Source organism: Hymenobacter nitidus, from assembly GCF_020447315.1.
Classification (GTDB): domain Bacteria; phylum Bacteroidota; class Bacteroidia; order Cytophagales; family Hymenobacteraceae; genus Hymenobacter; species Hymenobacter nitidus.
In genome coordinates this window covers 38,590-56,891 of sequence record NZ_JAJADQ010000012.1, presented here as the reverse complement: position 1 = coordinate 56,891, position 18,302 = coordinate 38,590, and the positions used below count along the sequence as shown (strand labels likewise).

The 18,302-nt window shown below is 58.7% G+C and carries 10 protein-coding genes; 2 read left to right on the top strand and 8 right to left on the bottom strand.

The features are described 5' to 3' along the window. Nucleotides 1–24: 24 nt before the first annotated feature. The 6 genes from LGH70_RS19775 to uxuA form a co-directional block, all read right to left on the bottom strand. A complete protein-coding gene (locus LGH70_RS19775; RefSeq protein ID WP_226189317.1) occupies nucleotides 25–1,959 on the bottom strand; it encodes a sialate O-acetylesterase in 1,935 nt (644 codons plus the stop codon). Nucleotides 1,960–2,328: 369 nt separating this feature from the next. Then, entirely contained in the window at nucleotides 2,329–4,281 is a 1,953-nt protein-coding gene (locus tag LGH70_RS19770) for a RagB/SusD family nutrient uptake outer membrane protein (RefSeq protein WP_226189314.1), read from the bottom strand. An 11-nt stretch (nucleotides 4,282–4,292) separates the two neighbouring features. Continuing rightward, a complete protein-coding gene (locus LGH70_RS19765) occupies nucleotides 4,293–7,400 on the bottom strand; it encodes a SusC/RagA family TonB-linked outer membrane protein (RefSeq protein WP_226189311.1) in 3,108 nt (1,035 codons plus the stop codon). A gap of 42 nt (nucleotides 7,401–7,442) precedes the next feature. Continuing rightward, complete coding sequence (locus LGH70_RS19760; protein WP_226189308.1) at nucleotides 7,443–8,255, bottom strand: SDR family NAD(P)-dependent oxidoreductase; 813 nt, start codon at nucleotides 8,253–8,255, stop codon at nucleotides 7,443–7,445. 27 nt (nucleotides 8,256–8,282) lie between these two features. Continuing rightward, nucleotides 8,283–10,403 carry an alpha-glucuronidase family glycosyl hydrolase gene (locus tag LGH70_RS19755; protein WP_226189306.1) on the bottom strand — a complete coding sequence of 707 codons (2,121 nt, stop codon included), beginning with the start codon at nucleotides 10,401–10,403 and terminating at the stop codon, nucleotides 8,283–8,285. Nucleotides 10,404–10,439: 36 nt separating this feature from the next. Further along, nucleotides 10,440–11,690, bottom strand: coding sequence for a mannonate dehydratase (gene uxuA / locus LGH70_RS19750; RefSeq protein ID WP_226189304.1), 1,251 nt, complete (start codon nucleotides 11,688–11,690; stop codon nucleotides 10,440–10,442). Nucleotides 11,691–12,016: 326 nt separating this feature from the next. On the opposite strand from uxuA, the gene LGH70_RS19745 reads away from it, so the two are divergent. Continuing rightward, complete coding sequence (locus tag LGH70_RS19745; protein ID WP_226189302.1) at nucleotides 12,017–13,195, top strand: LacI family DNA-binding transcriptional regulator; 1,179 nt, start codon at nucleotides 12,017–12,019, stop codon at nucleotides 13,193–13,195. A gap of 111 nt (nucleotides 13,196–13,306) precedes the next feature. Here LGH70_RS19745 and LGH70_RS19740 read toward each other — a convergent pair whose 3' ends face one another. Next, the gene (locus LGH70_RS19740) at nucleotides 13,307–14,152 is read right to left on the bottom strand and encodes a phosphatase PAP2 family protein (protein ID WP_226189299.1); all 846 of its coding nucleotides are present in this window, start codon (nucleotides 14,150–14,152) and stop codon (nucleotides 13,307–13,309) included. A gap of 284 nt (nucleotides 14,153–14,436) precedes the next feature. Here LGH70_RS19740 and LGH70_RS19735 point away from each other — a divergent pair, with 284 nt between their 5' ends. Further along, nucleotides 14,437–15,297, top strand: coding sequence for an SdiA-regulated domain-containing protein (locus LGH70_RS19735; protein ID WP_226189297.1), 861 nt, complete (start codon nucleotides 14,437–14,439; stop codon nucleotides 15,295–15,297). Nucleotides 15,298–15,383: 86 nt separating this feature from the next. Here LGH70_RS19735 and bglX read toward each other — a convergent pair whose 3' ends face one another. After that, nucleotides 15,384–17,741: a beta-glucosidase BglX gene (bglX, locus tag LGH70_RS19730; protein WP_226189294.1), complete on the bottom strand. Its 2,358-nt coding sequence runs from the start codon at nucleotides 17,739–17,741 to the stop codon at nucleotides 15,384–15,386. Nucleotides 17,742–18,302 lie beyond the last annotated feature (561 nt).

The window sequence follows — 18,302 nt, the reverse complement described above, 5'->3', positions numbered from 1 at the left end:
TGGTGGAGTGCGAGCAACGCGACCTTATTCTGCCTGAAACGACGAAGCCGGCAGCCCCTCCTTATTGGCCAGATTCGCGCCTTCGGGGTTGTCGGCCCAGGCGTAGCGCACGGCTACCGGCGTGGCTACCTGGTCGTGCCAGACAACCACTTTGTTGCCTTCAATGCGCGCCTGGGCCCACACGAATTTCTTGTCGGGGCCGGCAATGGCGAAGTAGCGTAGGGGCTTGCCGTCCTTGGAAATCAAGCCGCCGCCGGTGCTGGTAAAGCTGAGCGTGGCTTTATTGCCGGCCACTTTCATGCTCTGATACAGTGGCCCTGAGGCCACCACTTTCTTGTCGCCGTAGGCTACTTTCTGGGCGGCCAAAGCAAGGCGCTTGCCCACGTCTTCCTTGTTGAGCGGGTGAATGTCGTTCCACTCGCCCAGGTCCAGGGCCACGGCCATGCCGGTGTTGGGCACAACCAAGGTGCGGCGCTGACCTTCGCGCACGCCTGCCCAGTTGCTTTCCGAGGGCTGGTCTTTGGTCGCCATAAAGTTGGCCAGCTGCACATACAGGAAGGGTAGCTCCGGCTGCTGCCAGTGCTGGCGCCAATCGGCAATCAGGGCCGTGAGCAACGGCTGGTATTCCTCAGGCTTGGCGGTATTCGATTCGCCCTGGTACCAGAGCACGCCCTTGATGGCGTAGGGCAGCAGCGGTGCTATCATACCGTTATACAGGCCGCCGGGCTGGTTCTGAAAGGAAACGGAGCCGGGCGTGGGTGGCGTCGCAGCGCCCAGCTTGTACTGCCAGTCGCCGCGCAAATCCAGCGTTTCACCGCCCGCCACGAGCCGGTACTGCTTGTCGAGGGTGAAACCGCCGCGCCCACCGTTGTTGATGACGCGAATTACCAGCAGGTTGCGGCCGGGCTTGAGCAGCGTGGCGGGCAGCTCGTACTTGCGCGGCGGGTATTGGTAACCCGTGGTGCCCGCAAACTGCCCATTGATATACACCGAGTCACTATCGACGATGGTGCCCAGCTCCAGGCGGGCGGGCTTGCCCACCATGCTGGCCGGCACGTCTACTTCTTTGCGAAACCACACGACGCCGTTCACCGGGCCCAGGCCCTGGTTGGCCCAGTAGCCGGGAATTTTCATGGTTTTCCAATCCGTGGCGTTGTAGGCCGGGGCATACCAGGGCGTCGAGCCCTTGGCATGGCCCTGGTCTTGCTGCCGCAGATTGGTGTACCACGCCCGGGAGGCGGCCTGGCCCTGCGCAATCGTGCTGGCCACGTAGGTACTGTCCTTTACTTTCTCGGCGGCTTGCTGGTAGGTCGGGAAAGCCTTCAGAGCCTCGGCGCTCAGCCAGGCTTCGGCAGGCGAACCACCCACGGCCGACTTGATAATTCCGATGGGCACCCGGTATTTGTCGAAAAGCGCCTTGGCAAAAAAGTATCCTACCCCGCTAAAGGCCAGCACATTTTGGGGCGTAGTCGTTACCCACTTGCCGCCCGCTACATCCGCTTTCGGTCCGTTGAAGGCGTAGCGCAGATCCACATTGAACTGCCGGATCATAGGGTTGTTGGCCTGGGCCACGACCTCGGGGTACTTGTCGCGCAAGCGTGACATGGGCGTTTCCATGTTGGATTGGCCCGAGCACACCCACACGTCGCCGACCAATACATCCTTGATGGTAATGCGGTTGGTGCCCGCGACGGTCATTTCGTAGGGGCCGCCAGCTTTCAGGCTGGCCAGCTTGGTGCGCCACTGGCCGTCGGGCCCGGCGGTGGTGGCGGCGGTTTTGCCGGCCAGCGTCACGGTTACCTTCTCGCCGGGCGCGGCCCAGCCCCACACGGCTACGGGGGCATCACGCTGCAGAATCATTCCGTCGCTCACGAGCTTGGGCAGGCGCACCTGAGCTGTGGCTGGCTGCGCGGCGGCTATGGTCAGCAGCAACGAAACCTTTAACGTATTGTTTATCATGAGATTATTAAAGCCATTATATTGATTAGGCCGTTGTACAGTACCCCCTCATAAAATAAGCTGTGATTTCAGAGCGAAATCACAGCTTATTTCAACTGTTCTGACAACGGTTACCCTTACTGCCGGTAACCAGGGCTCTGCGTTGTCCTGCTGCCCGCACGGCCAGTTTCGCGCTGTACAATGGGCTGCAACGCGTAGGCCGCACCGGAACCGTAGTTGCTGGCTCCGTCGGTAGGCGACGCTGCAGAAGCTCCACAGACCGGCACGTACCAGTCGGCATTCGTTTCCTGACAATGCGTCAAAAAAAGGGGTAAAAAGAGTGGGTGCTCAGTTACGAGCACCCACTCTTTTTACCCCTTCTCCACTAGGCTACAGGTAGCCTGGGTTTTGATAAGCAGCTTTTTCCGATGCTGGCACATCCATCCGGTCAAGCTGAACCTGCGGAATAGGACGCAGGTAGTCAGTCGGCTTAATGGTACGCGTAACGGTTTGTGGTGTATGGTCTCCGTAGTTGATTCCGCCAATACGGTAGGTAGAAGCCAACTCATTCCATTTCTGGGTACGCACCAAGTCATACCAGCGGTAGCCCTCGGCATAGTACTCACGGGAGCGTTCTGCCAGGATGTAGTTGATATCGATTGTAGCCGGAGTGGCCGCAACCATGGCCGCGCTATTATCCTGCACCTTGGCCGTGTTGCCGTTCTGGTCGAAACGCCATTTACCGGCCCGGGCCCGAATAACGTTGATCAATTCTCTGGCACCCTGACCAGCTTTAGTAGTTGCTCCTTTTACAGCAGCTTCTGCCGCTACAAAGTACAGCTCCGAGAATTTGGCAATATTGAACGGACGCGTACTGGCAGCATTAGGCTGTCCTAATCCGGAGCCATTATCGGTCCGGTAAGGTCCAAGCTTCCAAAGGCCGGGGTACACAATTCTGCTTATGCCACGCGGCGAAATCACATAATCCGCTCTGTTAGGCAGCGTTCCTGCTCCTACATTGCTCGCACCGCCTCCGGTGGGGTACGTAATAGCAGTCGTAGGCTCTTCGTTCAGGAAAGTCAGGATTGGGGCACCTGGGCTAACGGGCAGATTGTTGGCATTGTACAAGGTTGCGTTAGCGATGCCGCCTTTGGGCCAGTTGCCACGGTAAACAGTGGTAAAGGTGCCGTCGTAACGAGAATCGTTCGTCTTGTCGGCAAAGGTGGTTTCCACGGCGCCAATGGTAGGCGCCATCCGGTTCCAGGGACGACCCAGCTGCTGAACTGCCTCCCGCTGAACCGACGAGACAGGATTAGATCCGTTCGCATTGGTGGCGCTTCTGATGTTGGTATAGTTCCAGGTCATCATCCAGCCGGCAAAGTTATCTGGGGCCCCGCCGTTACCAAAGGTCAGGCTGCCACCGTTGTACTGCTCGCTGGATTCGGTGTGGTCAGCAAACAGCAGCATTTCAGCATTGCGGTCATTCGTTGCCAGGTGTACATCGTAGTACGTTGGCTGCAAACGGAATGGGCCGGGGCTCTCAATACCAGCCATTGCCACATCATACGCCTGCTGATAATAATACTGGGCGGTACGACCGGCAGGGTCGGTTCTGGTAGTCGCTGGGTAGGTTGGAATACCGTTCGGGTTTTCCAGCCACCAGGCATAGGTCAGGTAGGCCTTGGCCAGATATAGGCGGGCCACCGTTTTGGTAGCACCACCTATCACCCGCGGAGTTGCCGGCAAGTCAGCAACTGCCTGCAGCAGATCAGGGAAAATTGCTTTGGTATAAACTTCGGGTACCGTATTGCGGACCGAGGTGCGGTAAGCATTGACGTTGAACTGCAGCTCTCCCGCCCCTAAATCCAACGGCACCCCGCCAAAGGTTTGGACCAGCATGAAATAATCGAAGCCGCGGAAAAACCGTGCTTCAGCAACCAGGGCTGGCGAAATACTTGGTACTGCGCTGGCATTCTTGATAATACCATTAGCCGTGTTGATGTTCGGGAAGGCAGCCGTCCACAATCTATCCGCCCGGCTGTTATTGGAGTTGAGCACCGCCCGGCCGGAGAAGTCCATGGCCAGAAAGTTCTCGTCGGCATCCCGGCCGTAGGTTACCTCATCGGTGCCGGTCAGCGTCGCGTTGTAGAAGTAAGCGTCCCCGTAGATGTAGCGCAGGTGAGCGTACATGGAGGTCAAGCCACCGTTCACGCCTCTTTCGGTCTGAAAGAATTCGGGCGTGTAAATACTCCGGGGTTCTTCGTCCAAAAGGTCGGTGCAGCCTGGCGCGGCCATTGATATTAGGGCCGCTCCGATAAAGAATTTTATGTTGAAGCTTTTCATTTTGCTCTTTATTAGAAGGTAAAGTTCAGGCCCACCAGGTAGGTGCGGGTTGCAGGCGAGTTAGTACCTATGGTCAACAGACGGGCCGGAACGCCGGTAGTTACAGCCACGTTCTGGTCGGCGTAAGAGTTGGTCTCAGGGTCCATGCCCGACTCTTTCTTGTAGGGAGAGAAGATTACAAATGGGTTCTGAGCCGTTGCGTAAACCCGTAGGCGGCTAATACCGGTGCTTTTCAGCCACGCGTTGTTATCGAAGTTATAGCCCAGCGAAATGGTGCGCACCTTCAGGTAGGAGGCATCGAAGTAACCCAGCGTGCTGGCGTACTTGGGATTGTCGCCGCTAGCGAGGCCACCTGGCTTGGGATATTTGGCACCCGTGTTTTCCGGCGTCCAGTAATCCACTTTCACGTTGCCCCGACGACCGTTCATCAGGTTAAGATAGCCCGATGCACCATACAGGGTGCTGTTGAGGATACCGCCATTCTGGAAAGCACCTACTACGCTGAAATCAAATCCTTTATACGCAACACGGGTATTGAAGCCACCCTGAAATTTCGGGGTCACGTCCAGCACCTGCCGGTCTTGTGGGCCAATGGCTCGGGAAGGGGTACCATCTGCCTTGTAATCGCCGGTGTACTTTACCTTAATCATACCCACGTTTCCGCCGGGCTCCAGGATGCTTCGGTATGGGTCACCTTCCTGCCACAGGCCTACTTTCTCGTAATCATAGATGACGTTGATCGGTTTGCCAACAAACCACCAGTTTCCTTCATCCCGCTGCTGCTCGCCGGCCAGCGACGTAATCTTGTTGCGGTTGGCGTACATGTTGACACCCACTTCCCAAGTCCAGCCATTGAGGTTCTCCAGAATCACGCCGTTCAAGGACAGTTCCACCCCTTTGTTCTGGGTAGATCCGATGTTGGCCGTGTAGCTCTCTACGCCTGAAGTGGCAGGCAATGGCAAGGGCAGCAGAACATCCTCGGTGTTGGTGAGGTAGTACTCAACGGTACCCGAAATACGGTTCTTCAGGACAGCGAAATCCAACCCGTAGTTCCAGGTTTTAGAGAATTCCCAACCTAAGTCAGCGTTCGGCAGCTGGCTTACGAACAGACCTGTCTGGTAACCGGTGGGGCCAAAGTTATAGAACCGGGTACTCAAACGGCCCAAGGTAGAATACGGAGTAATAGCCTGGTTTGACGTTATACCGTAACCAGCACGCAGCTTCAGCATGTTTATGGCAGAAATACCCTGCATAAACGACTCTTTGGCCACGTTCCAGCCTGCCGACACAGCCGGGTAGGTTTTCCATTTGTTCCCGGGGGCAAGTCTGGAGGAGCCATCTGCACGGACTGTAGCAGATAACAGATACCGGTCATCGTAGGAATACATCACCCGCCCCATGTAGGACAACAAACCGTATTTTTCATACCGCTGTTCATTATTACCAGTGGGTACGGTGATTTCGCCGGCGGCCAGTCCCAGGTTGTAGTATTGGAAGGCATCAGAAGGAATATCCCGGGCATTAACCTGCGACCGATTGAAGGTGTTATCTGAGGCAGAGTATAAGGCTATGGCATTTATGTTATGCTTCTCACCAAAGGTGCGGTCGTAGGACAGAATATTTTCAATAGTCCAGTCTCTGGTAACTGAGTTACTGACGGATGCTGTAGAAAGGGTAGTAGGGTTCACTGCGGTGATTCCCTGTCCGGTGTAAGAACCACCCTGGCCCTGCCGGTAGTTTACCCCCAGGTTGACCCGGTACTTCAGCCCCTCTACGCCCGGCATTTTAACTTCCGCGAATAGGGTATTGTAGGTGGCCATAGATCTGGTTTCACTTAACCATCTATCACTCAAGCTTTCTACTACGTCGCGGGTATACACCCATTGCTCATCCAACGGCATTCTGATGGTTCTTTTCAGGCTACCATCAGGATTGTAAGGATTGGCGATTGGCGACGAGTTCAGGACACCATATATACCCACGTTAGAGCCCTCCGACAGGCTATAGGTATTGTTGGTAGTGAAACCCAACCGGATGTATTTACCAACTCCCTGGTCAAGCGTTCCACGGACGGAATAACGGGTGTATTGCTGGGTAGGAATTACCCCTTCTTCCTTGTAATAACCCGCGTTGAAGTTGTAACGCCCGTTCTCAGTGCCACCGGAAACACCCAGGTTGTGGTTGGATTGAATACCGGTTTTATACAACAGATCCTGCCAATCGGTATCTACATCATCGGCTTCATCCAAGCCATTCTTATACAGGCCGGCGGCTTTGCGAAGCGCAACAAACTCAGGCCCATTCATCATGGGGTATTTGGCGAAAAGGGTTTTTGCGCCAACGAAGCTGTCGTAGGTTATCTGCGGTTTCTGCCCTTTTTTACCGGTTTTGGTGGTTATCAGGACAACACCGTTCGCCCCACGTGAGCCATAAATAGCCGTGGCCGACGCATCTTTCAGGATATCCACACTCTGGATATCGTTGGGGTTGATGTCGCCGATTGAACCCGGGAAAGGAATACCATCCAATACCACTAATGGATCATTGCTGGCACCAAGTGAGCGGGTACCGCGTATCCGAATTTGGGTGGTAGCACCAGGCTGGGAGGAGGACTGCGCAAACTCTACACCGGGCAAACGGCCTTGCAAGGCCTGGGTGATGTTAGCAGCGGGTACTTCGCGCAAGGTCTCTCCACTGACCGAGGCCACCGAACCCGTTACCGCTTCCGCTCGCTGCGTGCCGTAGCCAACTACGACTACCTCGCTCAGGGCTTTGATATCGGAAGCCAGCGTGACGTTCAGGGTAGTACCCGTCACCTCAATTTCTTTGCTGACGTAGCCTACGGCACTCATTACCAGCGTGCTACCCAGGGGTGCCGTCAGCACGAAGGAGCCGTCGGCATTAGACGAGACGCCGTTGGTGGTACCTTTCTGCAGCACCGTCACGCCGGGCAGCGTTTCGCCGTTGTCGGAGCTGGTAATCTTGCCCGAAATGGTTTGCGGAGTGGCTTGGGCCCAGGCCTTGGAAGGCAGCAGCACCGCACCAGCCAGCGGTAGCCCGGAGGCCACAAACAGCGGCCAACTCAGGCAGAAGGCCGTTTTGCGTATGGGTTGATACATAGGAGTGTGGGAATTTTAAGGTGTTTTTGAAATTTCTTGAAATTAGAAGCCAATCGAGTTGCCGCCATCGACGGGCAGCGAGACGCCGGTGATGTAGCGGGCGGCATCAGAGGCCAGGAACACGGCAGCGTTGCCGATGTCGTCGGGCTGGCCAAACTTGCCCATAGGCGTGCGCCGCATGGCCCGGTCGCGGCGGTCGGGGTCGTTGTTCATGGCCTTGCGGCTCATCTCAGTTTCGATAAAGCCCGGGGCAATGGCATTCACGCGCACATTGTCGCCGGAAAACTCGGAGGCCAGTACTTTCACCATGCCTTCCACCGCCGACTTGGACGCGGCGTAAGCCACTACCCTATCGATACCGTAGTAGGCGGCCATCGACGAAATCATCAAAATTACGCCCCGCTGCCGCTCCACCATGCGGCGGGCGCAGGCGCGGGTTAGGGAGAACACCGAGTTCAGGTTGGTGTGCAGGATGTTGTTGAATTCTTCGTCGGTTACCTGCAGGGCGGGTTTTTTGAGGTTGATACCGGCATTGTTCACCACCACGTCCAGAGGGCCGTGGGTGGCTTCGAGCTGCTCGACCATGTCCTCAATGGAGGCCAGGTCGCAAATGTCGTTCACGATGTACTGAGCCGATTCGCCTAGGGCTTCCACAGCTTCCTTCAGTACTTCTTCGCGGCGGCCGGTGATGATGACGTGGGCGCCGGCGTGGGTCATGCTCTGGGCAATGGCCAAACCGATACCACTACCGCCGCCGGTAATCAAAGCCAGACGCCCTTCCAGGGAAAAGCTGTTCTGGTGCGTAATACTGCTGGTATGAACGGCGTGACCGTTCACGTACGGCAAAGTTTTCATGACAATAAAATTTTGAAATTCAGGTCGTTACCGAAGCTGGTAGATCATTACCAGTCGTTTGATGTCGTCGAGGGTGCGTTCGGGTGGGCTGAACGGTGCGGGTATCGGTTGCTTGGCGAAGGTCTGGAAGTACAGCACGCAGGCGTCGCGCCACCAGAGTGCCTCCTTGCGCTGGGTTTGCAGGCGGCCCGTTACATCGGCGTGGATTTCGGGGTCAATCTGGGGCTTTACCGCGGCCCACTGCTGCTGCATCCAGGTCACGGAGTCGGCGCCGGTGTAGTAGCGGGTGCAGAGCTCGTTCCAGAGGGTGCGGCCGGTACTCAGCGGCTGGGTCCAGGGCACGTGGTGAAACCAGAGCAGGTAGTCGGGCGGGCAGGTTTTGGGGTCGTTCCAGAGCTGCTGCACTTCGGGCCGGTAGAGGCCCAGCGCGTTGCTGCCCTTGGCGGTGCGGTCGAAGCCCAGGCCCACGGCATCGGCTTTGTGGTAGTACACCGACGTCCAGTCGGGCCGGGCGCTGCTGGCCAGCCAGGGCTCAGGGCCGAAGTGGATGCTTTGGCCCATGATGTGGTGCAGGCCCAGCGGCATCGTGTAGCGCGTGTAGATGCCGTGCGACTTCACCATCACGTCGGCAATGGTGCGCACGGCCGACGCGTCAGTGGTCAGGCTCATGCGTGTCCACTCTTCCGCAATGGATTGCGACGTCAGGGTGTGGTCCCAAGCCAAGCGGCCGAAGGCGTACCAGTTGGCCTGACCCATGGGGTGGCCGGTCCAGTTGCGGTCCGAGCCGATGTTGGCCACACCAGCAATGCCACTAATGGGGTGGTTATCTACCGAGCTGTCAATTACTTTAGCCACCGTCGAGCCTTTGCCTTTGGCGTAGGTATCGGCGTCGAGGGTTTCCTTAAACATGGGCGCCAGGTACACCATATGGGTAGCAAAGCCCAGATATTCCTGCGTGAGCTGCACTTCCAGCACCAGCGGGGTGCGGGGCATGGCGCCGAAGAGCGGGTGAAACGGCTCCCGAGCCTGAAAGTCAATCGGCCCGTTCTTGACCTGCACCAGGGTTTTGGGCTTGAAGCGACCATCAAGGGGCTTGAATTCCTGGTAGGCTTCCTTGAACCGGTCCCCGTCGGAGTTGGCTTTGTAGACAAAGGCGCGCCACATCACAATACCGTCGTGACTGCCCAGGGCGTCGGCCAGCATATTGGCGCCATCGGCATGGTCGCGGCCGTAATCCTGGGGGCCGGGCTCCCCTTCCGAGTTGGCCTTCACCAGAAAGCCGCCGAAGTCGGGAATAGCTTGGTAAATCTCGTCGGTGCGGGCCGTCCACCACTGCTTTACCTTGGGGTCGAGCGGGTCGGAAGTTGTGAGGCCGCCGATGACTTTGGGCGCGGCCCAGAGCACCGACATATACACCCGGATGCCGTAGGGCCGCATCACGGAGGCCAGCGCGGCTACTTTTCCGATGTATTCGGGCGTGAGGTAGCGGGCACTGGCATTCACGTTGTTTATCACCACGCCGTTGATGCCGATAGAGGCATTGGCGCGGGCGTAGTCTTGGTAGCGGGGGTCGAGGCGCTCGGGCAGTTCATACCATTTCCAGATGCTGGAGCCCGCGTAGCCGCGCTCCACGGTGCCGTTGGGGTTGTCCCAGTGGTTGAGCAGGCGATACTGAATTCGGGGGCTGCTGCTCAGGTCGATGTTTTTGAGCGGCTGGCGGGTCTGGATCTGGCGTAGCAGGGCAAACGCGCCGTACAACACCCCTGACTCTGAGCTGCCTGTAATTACCACGTTGCCATTTTGCGCGGCAATGCGGTAGCCATCCTTGGCCAGAGGCTTACCGGAAACGTTTGCGGTAGCATCTACAACAAAAAGGACCCCGCCTTTTCTCTTTTCGGCGCCGGCTAGTACTGGTACTCTCTGGCCCAGCAGCCCCTGCAGGCCTTGCTGCAGCTCTTCGGCCGCCGTTTTCAGAATGGGAGAGTTGCCCGTCCCGGCAATAAAGCCAGTAGCTTTCTGGTAGTCTTTGCGCAGACCGTTGTCGGCCATCAGGTCATATTTCAGCCACAGCCGATATCCGTCGTCGGCCACACTCGGGTGAGCGGCAGCGCAGCAGAACAGAAACAGCAAGAGGTGGCGGAGAAACATGGGCGGGGTGGGAAAGGCGGAAAGCGAAATGGGAGGCTAGCGACTGGCCAGCAAAACCTCGGAAGTGAGGCGGGCGGCTACGTGCGCTTCGGCGGCCAGGGCGTGGCGGATGCCATGCTCCAGGCCCCGCAGCTCGGCTAGCCCGCGTAGGCGGCCGATGGCGGAGTAGCCGGGGTAGGTTTTCTTTTTCAGGTCGTCGAGCATCTGGTGGCCGTGGTCGGGGCGCATGGGCAAGGATGCATTACCTTCCCCGGTGCGGGCCCGGCGCTGCTCTTCCAGCACTAATTCCCGCACGACGCTGTACATATCCACGTCGCCGGTCAGATGGTCGGCTTCGTGGAAGTTGCGCGGGTTTTCTTCGCGCTTGGTAGCCCGCAGGTGCACAAAGTGGATGCGGGAGCCAAAGCGGCGCACCACCCCGGCCAAGTCGTTGTCGGGGCGCACGCCCAAGGAGCCGGTGCAAAACGTGAGGCCATTGGCCGGTGCGTCGTAAGCGGCCAGCAGCTGGGCCAGGTCGGCCTCGGTGCTAACTACCCGGGGCAAGCCCAGCAGCGGATACGGCGGGTCGTCGGGGTGAATGCAGAGGTTGATGCCAACTTCCTGGGCCACGGGGCCTACTTCCTGAATGAAGTAGTAAAGGTTAGCGCGCAACGCCTTGCTGTCGATGGTGGCGTACTCATCGAGCAGAGCCTGGAAGCCGGCCAGCTCAAACGCCTCTTCCGAACCGGGCAGCCCCAGCAACACGGTGTTGGTCAGCTCGGCTATCTGCTCGGCGCTCATTAGGGCAAACTGCGCACGGGCGGCTTGCGCTACTTCCGGCTCGTAGTCGGCTTCGGCGCCGGGGCGCTTCAGAATGCAGAGGTCGAACAGAGCAAAGTCCTGCCAGACGAAGCGCAGGGCCAACGAGCCATCGGGCAGCTCGTAGCTCAGGTTGGTGCGCGACCAGTCGAGCACGGGCATGAAGTTGTAGCACACGGTGCGAATACCGCAGGCGGCCAAGTTGCGCAACGACTCCTTATAGTTATCAATGTAAGCCGCCCGCGTGGGTCGGCCTTTTTTGATGTCTTCGTGCACAGGCAGGCTCTCAACCACGGCCCAGTGCAGGGGCGAGTAGCGCGTGTTATCGGCTTCAATCAGCTCCTGGCGGCGGCGAATTTCCTCAACGGGCCATACTGCCCCGACCGGCAGCTGATGCAAAGCAGTTACCACACCGGCGCATCCTGCCTGACGAATATCGAAAAGCGAAACCGGGTCGTGGGGGCCGAACCAGCGCATGGTGTGAAGCATAGCAGAGCAGAACAAAAAATACAATTTTCAGTATACTCCTCGGCTGGTGCGGCCATTGAGCAATACAAGCCGGAAATAGCTATCGGTGCGTATCCGGTCCTTAAAGATAAGGTAGGTAGACCTATCAAAAACAAGTCAAAAACCGCCATAACTAACTGATTTCGAAATAAAAATACCGAAAACGTTTCCGGAAACGTTTGTGATAGGTATCTTTGCTCTGGCATAGCACGAAAAATATTTAGTACATTATCTTCGAATAATGAAACGGTAAGCCACCCGCTCTGCTACCCTCCCACCCGGCTTATTGTTAAAAAATACTATTCACCATGATAAAGTGCGTTAAATGCAAGCTGGCTGACGATGTCATGAAAGCCGGCTTCATCCGGGGCCGGCAGCGGTTCTTCTGCAAAGCCTGCGACTACCACTTCACGGAAGAAAAATCGGCAGCAGTGCCTGAGCGCCGCCGCCACCAAACCACCATCAGCGACGTAGCCAAGGCCCTAGGCGTGGCCTCCTCCACCGTTTCACGCGCGCTGAATGGACACAGCGACATCAGCCCCAACACGCGCCAGGCCATTCTGGAAGTGGCCCGCCAGCTCGATTACCAGCCCAATCTGCTGGCCCAAAGCCTGAAAAGCAGTGAGACCTATACCATCGGGGTGCTGATTCCGGACATTGAGCGCCCCTTTTTCGCCACCGCCGTTAGTGGCATTCAGCAGGTAGCAGCCGAATCGGGCTACCGTGTGATGATCTGCCAGTCGAAGGAATCGTATCAGACGGAGGTGAGCAACGTGCAGGCCCTGATTGCCAGCCGCGTCGATGGCCTGCTGATCTGCCACTCCCGCGAAACCGAGAACTTCGACCACGTGCGCGCCGATGCTTGCCGCGGAATTCCGGTGGTACATTTTGACCGGGTGTGCAACGAGGTGAACAGCGCCCAGGTGATGCTCGACGACTGGGGCGGTGCCTTCGCCGTAACCGAGCACCTGATTCTGGAAGGCTGTCAGCGCATTGCCATCCTGGCTGGCCCCGATGCGCTGCTCATTAGCAAGCAGCGCATTGGCGGCTACCTCAACGCGCTGCACCACTACGGCATCGAGCCCATGGAAGAGCTGCGCATCAACACCGACTTCCGCTCCGAGTCGGCAGTGGCGGCCCTGGACCAGTGGCTGGCGCTGGTCGAGCCACCCGACGCCATCTTCGCGGTGAACTACACCAACGCCCTGGATGTAATTCAGGCCTTGAAGCAGCGCGGCATCCGCATTCCGGAAGACATTGCCGTGGTTGGCTACGGCGACGAGTTTCTGGCCTCCATGATCGAGCCGGCCCTGACGACCGTAGACCTGCACCCCTACCGCATCGGCCAGCAAGCCGCTCGTCTGTTTCTGGACCAGGTACGGCTCAAGGAAAACTTCAAACCCCGCACCTACGTGCTGTCCGGCGATTTGGTGATTCGGCAATCATCCCTGAAAGGCAAAGGTCCGCTGTTCCGGCTGAGCATCTAGCAACAGTTCAACCCGATTAAGGACACGCGTGCTTATGCCATAAGCAAAGCGGCCGCCTCCTTCCGGGGCGGCCGTTTTTTATGAGGTATAGTCAGCGCCACTTTCCGCTGCCTATTGCAGCTGCCAGGTGAAGCGCAGGCCCGGGGCGCCGGCCAGGCTGCCGGTGGGCGTGTAGCCGGTTTGCCAGGTAGGCGAAAAGCCCATGCCTTTGGGCAGGCGCGGCTGACGGCCCCAGCGGTTGCGGTGAGTGAGGTAGCCCAGGTGGGCCGAGAGAATACCGAAGCCGGCACCGGCTATTACGTCGCTCTGCCAGTGCTTGGTATTCATCATGCGCAGGGCAGCTACGCTGGTCGCAATGGCGTAGGCCCCCACGCCGTACCACTGGCTTTGGTCGCGAAACTCGGTGTGCACAATGCTGGCAGCCAGAAAAGCCTGAGCCGTGTGGCCCGAGGGAAAAGACAGCTTGTCGGACTTGTCGGGCCGTTCCGACTGTACTAAGTGCTTCACCGCGAAAGTACTGGTCAGCATAATGGCCTCACTTTTCAGCACGACCAGCAGCAGGTTCAGCCGGTCGCTCCGCGACTCGACGCCGGCCAGCGCCACAAGCCCCAGTTCGGCGTAGGGCGCCAGGATCAGCAGGTCGTCGAGGCGGGTGCGGTAGCCGGGAAACAGCTTGTGAATATCCCGGTTGGCCTGCTCGTTGGTATAAAATCCCCCGTTGTTGGCATGAATGGCGCCATAGGTGATAAGCAGGGCCGGTACGGCCGTGGCTTTCACCAGTTTGCTCTTGTACCAGGGCTGCTTGGCTTGCCCCGACACACCCGCCGGGTTTTCATACTTCCGAGTCGTATCGGTGGGCGCGGGTGAGGTGGGCGGGGTCACCTGGGCAAGGACCGGTCCAAAGGAAGTCGTCCACAGAACCAGAGTGGCAATAGTGCGGGCAAAGGAAATAGGCATACAGCTGAAAAGAACGAGAAGACTGAACAACAAAGGACGCAACCTGGAGGCAAGGCAGATGAAGTTCGCCGGGTTACGGTAAAAAACGCGGCAGACTATCTGCCATCCGCACGCGCCGGCTCAGCTCGTGAACAACGACCGGGCATCAAATCGTCGCATGCCGGTGCCGAAAAAATACCGCCCCAGCGCAAGGGCCGGTTTGGGCTCGTGCCTACGTGAAGTCAACTTCATAGGGTTGCCTGCGTTGAAAGAATACTGTCTGTCCCGCCTTTTCGCTCTTTGCTATGAAAAACCTACCTGCCTGTGTAGTAGCCAGTTTTCTGGTTGTCAGTATCGCCGCTACTCCCGCTGAAGCGCCGCCGGCCGCTTATGATCTGGAGCAGCCCAGCGCCACCTATACGCTACCCAAGGAGCTGCAGGAAATATCGGGTATTGCACTGCTGGCGGGGCAGCGCCTGGGGTGCGTGGAAGATCAGACGGGCAGCATCTACATCTACAACGCGGCCACCAAACAGGTGGAATCGACGCTGAAATTTGGCAAGCAGGGCGACTACGAGGACCTGGCCCGCCTGAAAGACGCCTGGCTGGTGCTGCGCGCCGACGGGATGCTGTTCAAGTACACGGATAAGGGCACGACCACCTCCTACGCCACCGGGCTGACGGCCGCCAACGACCCCGAGGGCCTGGCCTACGACCCGCGCACCGGAACCTTGCTGGTGGCCTGCAAGGGTGTGGCCGGCGTGGGCCAGCCCGACCAGAAACGGGCCCTCTACCGCCTCGACCCCAAAACCTACCAGGCCAGTTCCAAACCCGCCTTCGTGCTGGATGTGGCTGACATTATTGCCCTGGACCGCCGCCAGGGCCAGGGTAATACCATCAACCGGTTTGCACCCTCGGCCGTGGCTATTCACCCGCTTACCCACCATGTATTCGTGCTGGCCGCCAGCGGCAATGCCCTAGTGGAGCTGGATGCCCAGGGCAGCCTGCTGGCCGTGCAGAAGCTGCCGCGCAAGCGTTTCCCCCAGCCTGAGGGCCTGGCCTTCACACCCAGCGGCGACCTGTACATTGCCAGTGAAATGGGCGACAATGGCCAAGCGGGCCAGATTCAGTTTTTCCGCTCCTCACCCGTGGCCGTGAATAAATAATGCGCCCGTTGACATTCAACACAGAGGGCGTGCTCCGCGGGGGGGCACGCCCTCTGTGTTGAATGTCAAGGATGGTCAGCTAGACCTCAGTTAGCCGCCGTGCCTTCTACCAGCCGAAACGACGCCTCCTGGGTGTCGCGGGAATTGGGGCCGATGAACACCTGAAAGTCGCCGGGCTCAGCTACCCACTGCAAGTCGTTGTTGTAGAACTTAAGGTCTTCGGTTGTCAGGCGGAAAGTGAGCGTGCGGCTTTCTCCCTTCTTAAGTAGCACTTTCTGGAAGCTTTTCAGCTCCCGCACTGGCCGCGTTACCGAGCCTACCACGTCGCGCAGGTACAACTGTGCTACTTCCTCGCCATCGTAATTGCCCGTATTTTTCACCGTCACGCTTACTTCCAGCACGCCGCTGGCGCTGAGCGTAGACGTGTTCAGCGTAGGCTTGGAGTAGGAAAACGTGGTGTAGCTCAGGCCAAACCCAAACGGGTAAAGCGGCTCGTTGCTCACGTCGAGGTAGCGAGACTTGTACTTGGTCAGCCGCTCCTTGGGGTCAGCGGCGTCGAAGGGCCGGCCGGTGGCTTTGTGGTTGTAGTAGAGCGGTACCTGCCCCACTGACTGCGGGAAGGTAGCCGTGAGCTTGCCCGAGGGATTGTAGGCGCCAAAGAGCACGTCGGCAATGGCATTGCCGCCCTGGCTGCCCGCAAACCAGGTTTCCAGGATAGCATCGGCGTTCTGCTGCTCCCAGCTCAGGGTGAGGGGCCGCCCGTTCATGAGCACGACCACCAGCGGCTTGCCGGTCTTCTTCAGGGCTTTCAGTAGCTCCAGCTGCTGACCGGGCAGGCCCAGGTCGGCGCGGCTGGCGGCTTCCCCGGTCATACCCTGCGACTCGCCCACCACGGCCACTACCACGTCGGCACCTTGGGCCACGCGCACAGCTTCCTGAATCATTTCCTCCGACGAGCGTTTGTCGGGCACAATGTCGCCGCTATACGCATTCAGGCGCTCCACGAGCTGGGCGTCGTCGGTGATGTTAGCACCCTGGGCCGTTACGATTTTCACTCCGCTGCCCGCTACGTTGCGCACTCCTTGTTCTACCGAAACAGCCTGCTTCCAGTCGCCGGCCCCACTCCAGCTCCCGATCAGGTCGCGCTGCCGGCTGGCTAGTGGGCCGACCAAGGCAATGGTACCAGCCTTTTTCAGGGGCAGGACGTTGTTATCGTTTTTGAGCAGGACAAAGCTTTTGCAGGCAATGGCGCGGGCGTCGTCCAGAAACTCCTTTTTCATCATCGTGGCCTTGGCGCGCTTCTCGCTCACGCCGCGGTAGGGGTCCTGAAACAAGCCCAGCTTGTACTTGCCTTCCAGAATGCGGCGGCAGGCCAGGTCGATAGTTTCCTGCTTCACGGTGCCGTCCTTCAGGTTTTGGGCCAGGTTTTTCAGGAATATCTCCCCCACCATGTCCTGGTCGGCGCCGGCATTCAGAGCCATGGCCGACACCTGGGCATCGTTGCCCACGCCGTGGGCTACCATTTCGTTGATGGCCGTGTAGTCGGTGGCCACGAAGCCTTTAAAGCCCCACTGCCCGCGCAGCAAGTCGGTTAGCAGCCACTTGTTGCCGGTGGCCGGCGTGCCGTTGATGTCATTAAACGAGCTCATCACCGAACCCACGCCGGCCTCGATGGCCGCCTTGTAGGGCGGCAGATACTCGTTGTACATGCGCGGCAGGCTCATGTCGGTGGTGTTGTAGTCGCGGCCGGCTTCGGCGGCGCCGTACAGGGCAAAATGCTTGAGGCAGGCCATGACGGTGTTGTTCTTGCTCAGGTCGGTGCCCTGGTAGCCGCGCACCATGGCGCGGGCAATCTGGCTGCCCAGGTAAGGATCTTCGCCCCCACCTTCGGCCACGCGGCCCCAACGCGGGTCGCGGGCAATATCGACCATGGGCGAAAACACCCAGTGCAGCCCGTCGGCCGCCGACTCTTCGGCCGCAATCCGGGCGCTGCGCTCCACGGCTGCCATGTCCCAGGTAGCCGACAGCCCCAGCGGAATCGGGAAAATCGTGCGGTGCCCGTGGATAACGTCGTAGCCGAAGATGAGCGGAATATGCAGGCGCGACTCCTTCAGGGCCATGTCCTGGAGCTTGCGCGCGGCCACCGGCGTGTAGGTATTGAACACGCCACCGACCAAACCCTTGCGGATATTGGCATCCACGTCCTTGCTGACGACCGGGCCGGTCACGTCGAAGCCGACAGTAATCAGGTTGAGCTGGCCGATTTTCTCCTCTAAGGTCATCTTGCGCATCAGCTCATCGATGAAGCGCTGCATTTTGGGGTCGTTGGCGGCGGTGGTCGGTGCAGCAGGCCCGGCGGGCCCGGACGTTTTTTGAGCAGGCAGCGACGGGCTCAGCAGCAGGCCCAGAGCCAGGAGCCCGACCGCGCGGAAGGTGCGTTTCATAAGCAGAGAATTAAGAAGGGTGAAGCGTACTACGGTATACCTACCTGCGCACAAGTCAACACGATTTCAGCGGCGGGCTTTGTTGTCATCTAACCGCTGCCCCTAGTGTGGTGCCAAGACCACGGGAGCAGCATACCCGGACCGTCGGGAAGACGGGGTGGTCGATTTCAGGTCAGAAGCAGGTAGGAAGTCGGAAGTAACAGAGGCACGACTACGCGGGCAGCTACCTTCCCCGGACCTATGGTCGGGGGTGCGCCGTAAGCGTCAGTATAGGCCGGCGCTAGTGGCTGGCGGTTAATGCTGTCTATTGGGCGAAAAATGGCGCGGGACGGCAGGCGCGGGACCTGGCAATTGCCGGGGCGGCCTCGAAGCGAAACCATTTTTTAAGAAGAAACCAGTCGGCAAACGCTGGTTTCTTTCCTGAAGAAAGCAGAATCCTTGGGCTCAGGCAAGCCTCACATCTGCTCGTTGGCGACGCACCAGGGCTGCCTGCTGGCTATCAATGTTTTCTAGTTTCCCGCGGGACAAAGACACAGTGTAGTCGCCTACTTAAGGCCGGGC

Coding starts and splice junctions, on each gene's coding strand:
- LGH70_RS19735 (WP_226189297.1), top strand. CDS start 14,437: ATGAAAAACCTACCTGCCTGTGTAGTAGCCAGTTTTCTGGTTGTCAGT.
- bglX (WP_226189294.1), bottom strand. CDS start 17,741: ATGAAACGCACCTTCCGCGCGGTCGGGCTCCTGGCTCTGGGCCTGCTG.
- LGH70_RS19755 (WP_226189306.1), bottom strand. CDS start 10,403: ATGTTTCTCCGCCACCTCTTGCTGTTTCTGTTCTGCTGCGCTGCCGCT.
- LGH70_RS19765 (WP_226189311.1), bottom strand. CDS start 7,400: ATGTATCAACCCATACGCAAAACGGCCTTCTGCCTGAGTTGGCCGCTG.
- LGH70_RS19745 (WP_226189302.1), top strand. CDS start 12,017: ATGATAAAGTGCGTTAAATGCAAGCTGGCTGACGATGTCATGAAAGCC.
- LGH70_RS19775 (WP_226189317.1), bottom strand. CDS start 1,959: ATGATAAACAATACGTTAAAGGTTTCGTTGCTGCTGACCATAGCCGCC.
- LGH70_RS19740 (WP_226189299.1), bottom strand. CDS start 14,152: ATGCCTATTTCCTTTGCCCGCACTATTGCCACTCTGGTTCTGTGGACG.
- LGH70_RS19770 (WP_226189314.1), bottom strand. CDS start 4,281: ATGAAAAGCTTCAACATAAAATTCTTTATCGGAGCGGCCCTAATATCA.
- uxuA (WP_226189304.1), bottom strand. CDS start 11,690: ATGCTTCACACCATGCGCTGGTTCGGCCCCCACGACCCGGTTTCGCTT.
- LGH70_RS19760 (WP_226189308.1), bottom strand. CDS start 8,255: ATGAAAACTTTGCCGTACGTGAACGGTCACGCCGTTCATACCAGCAGT.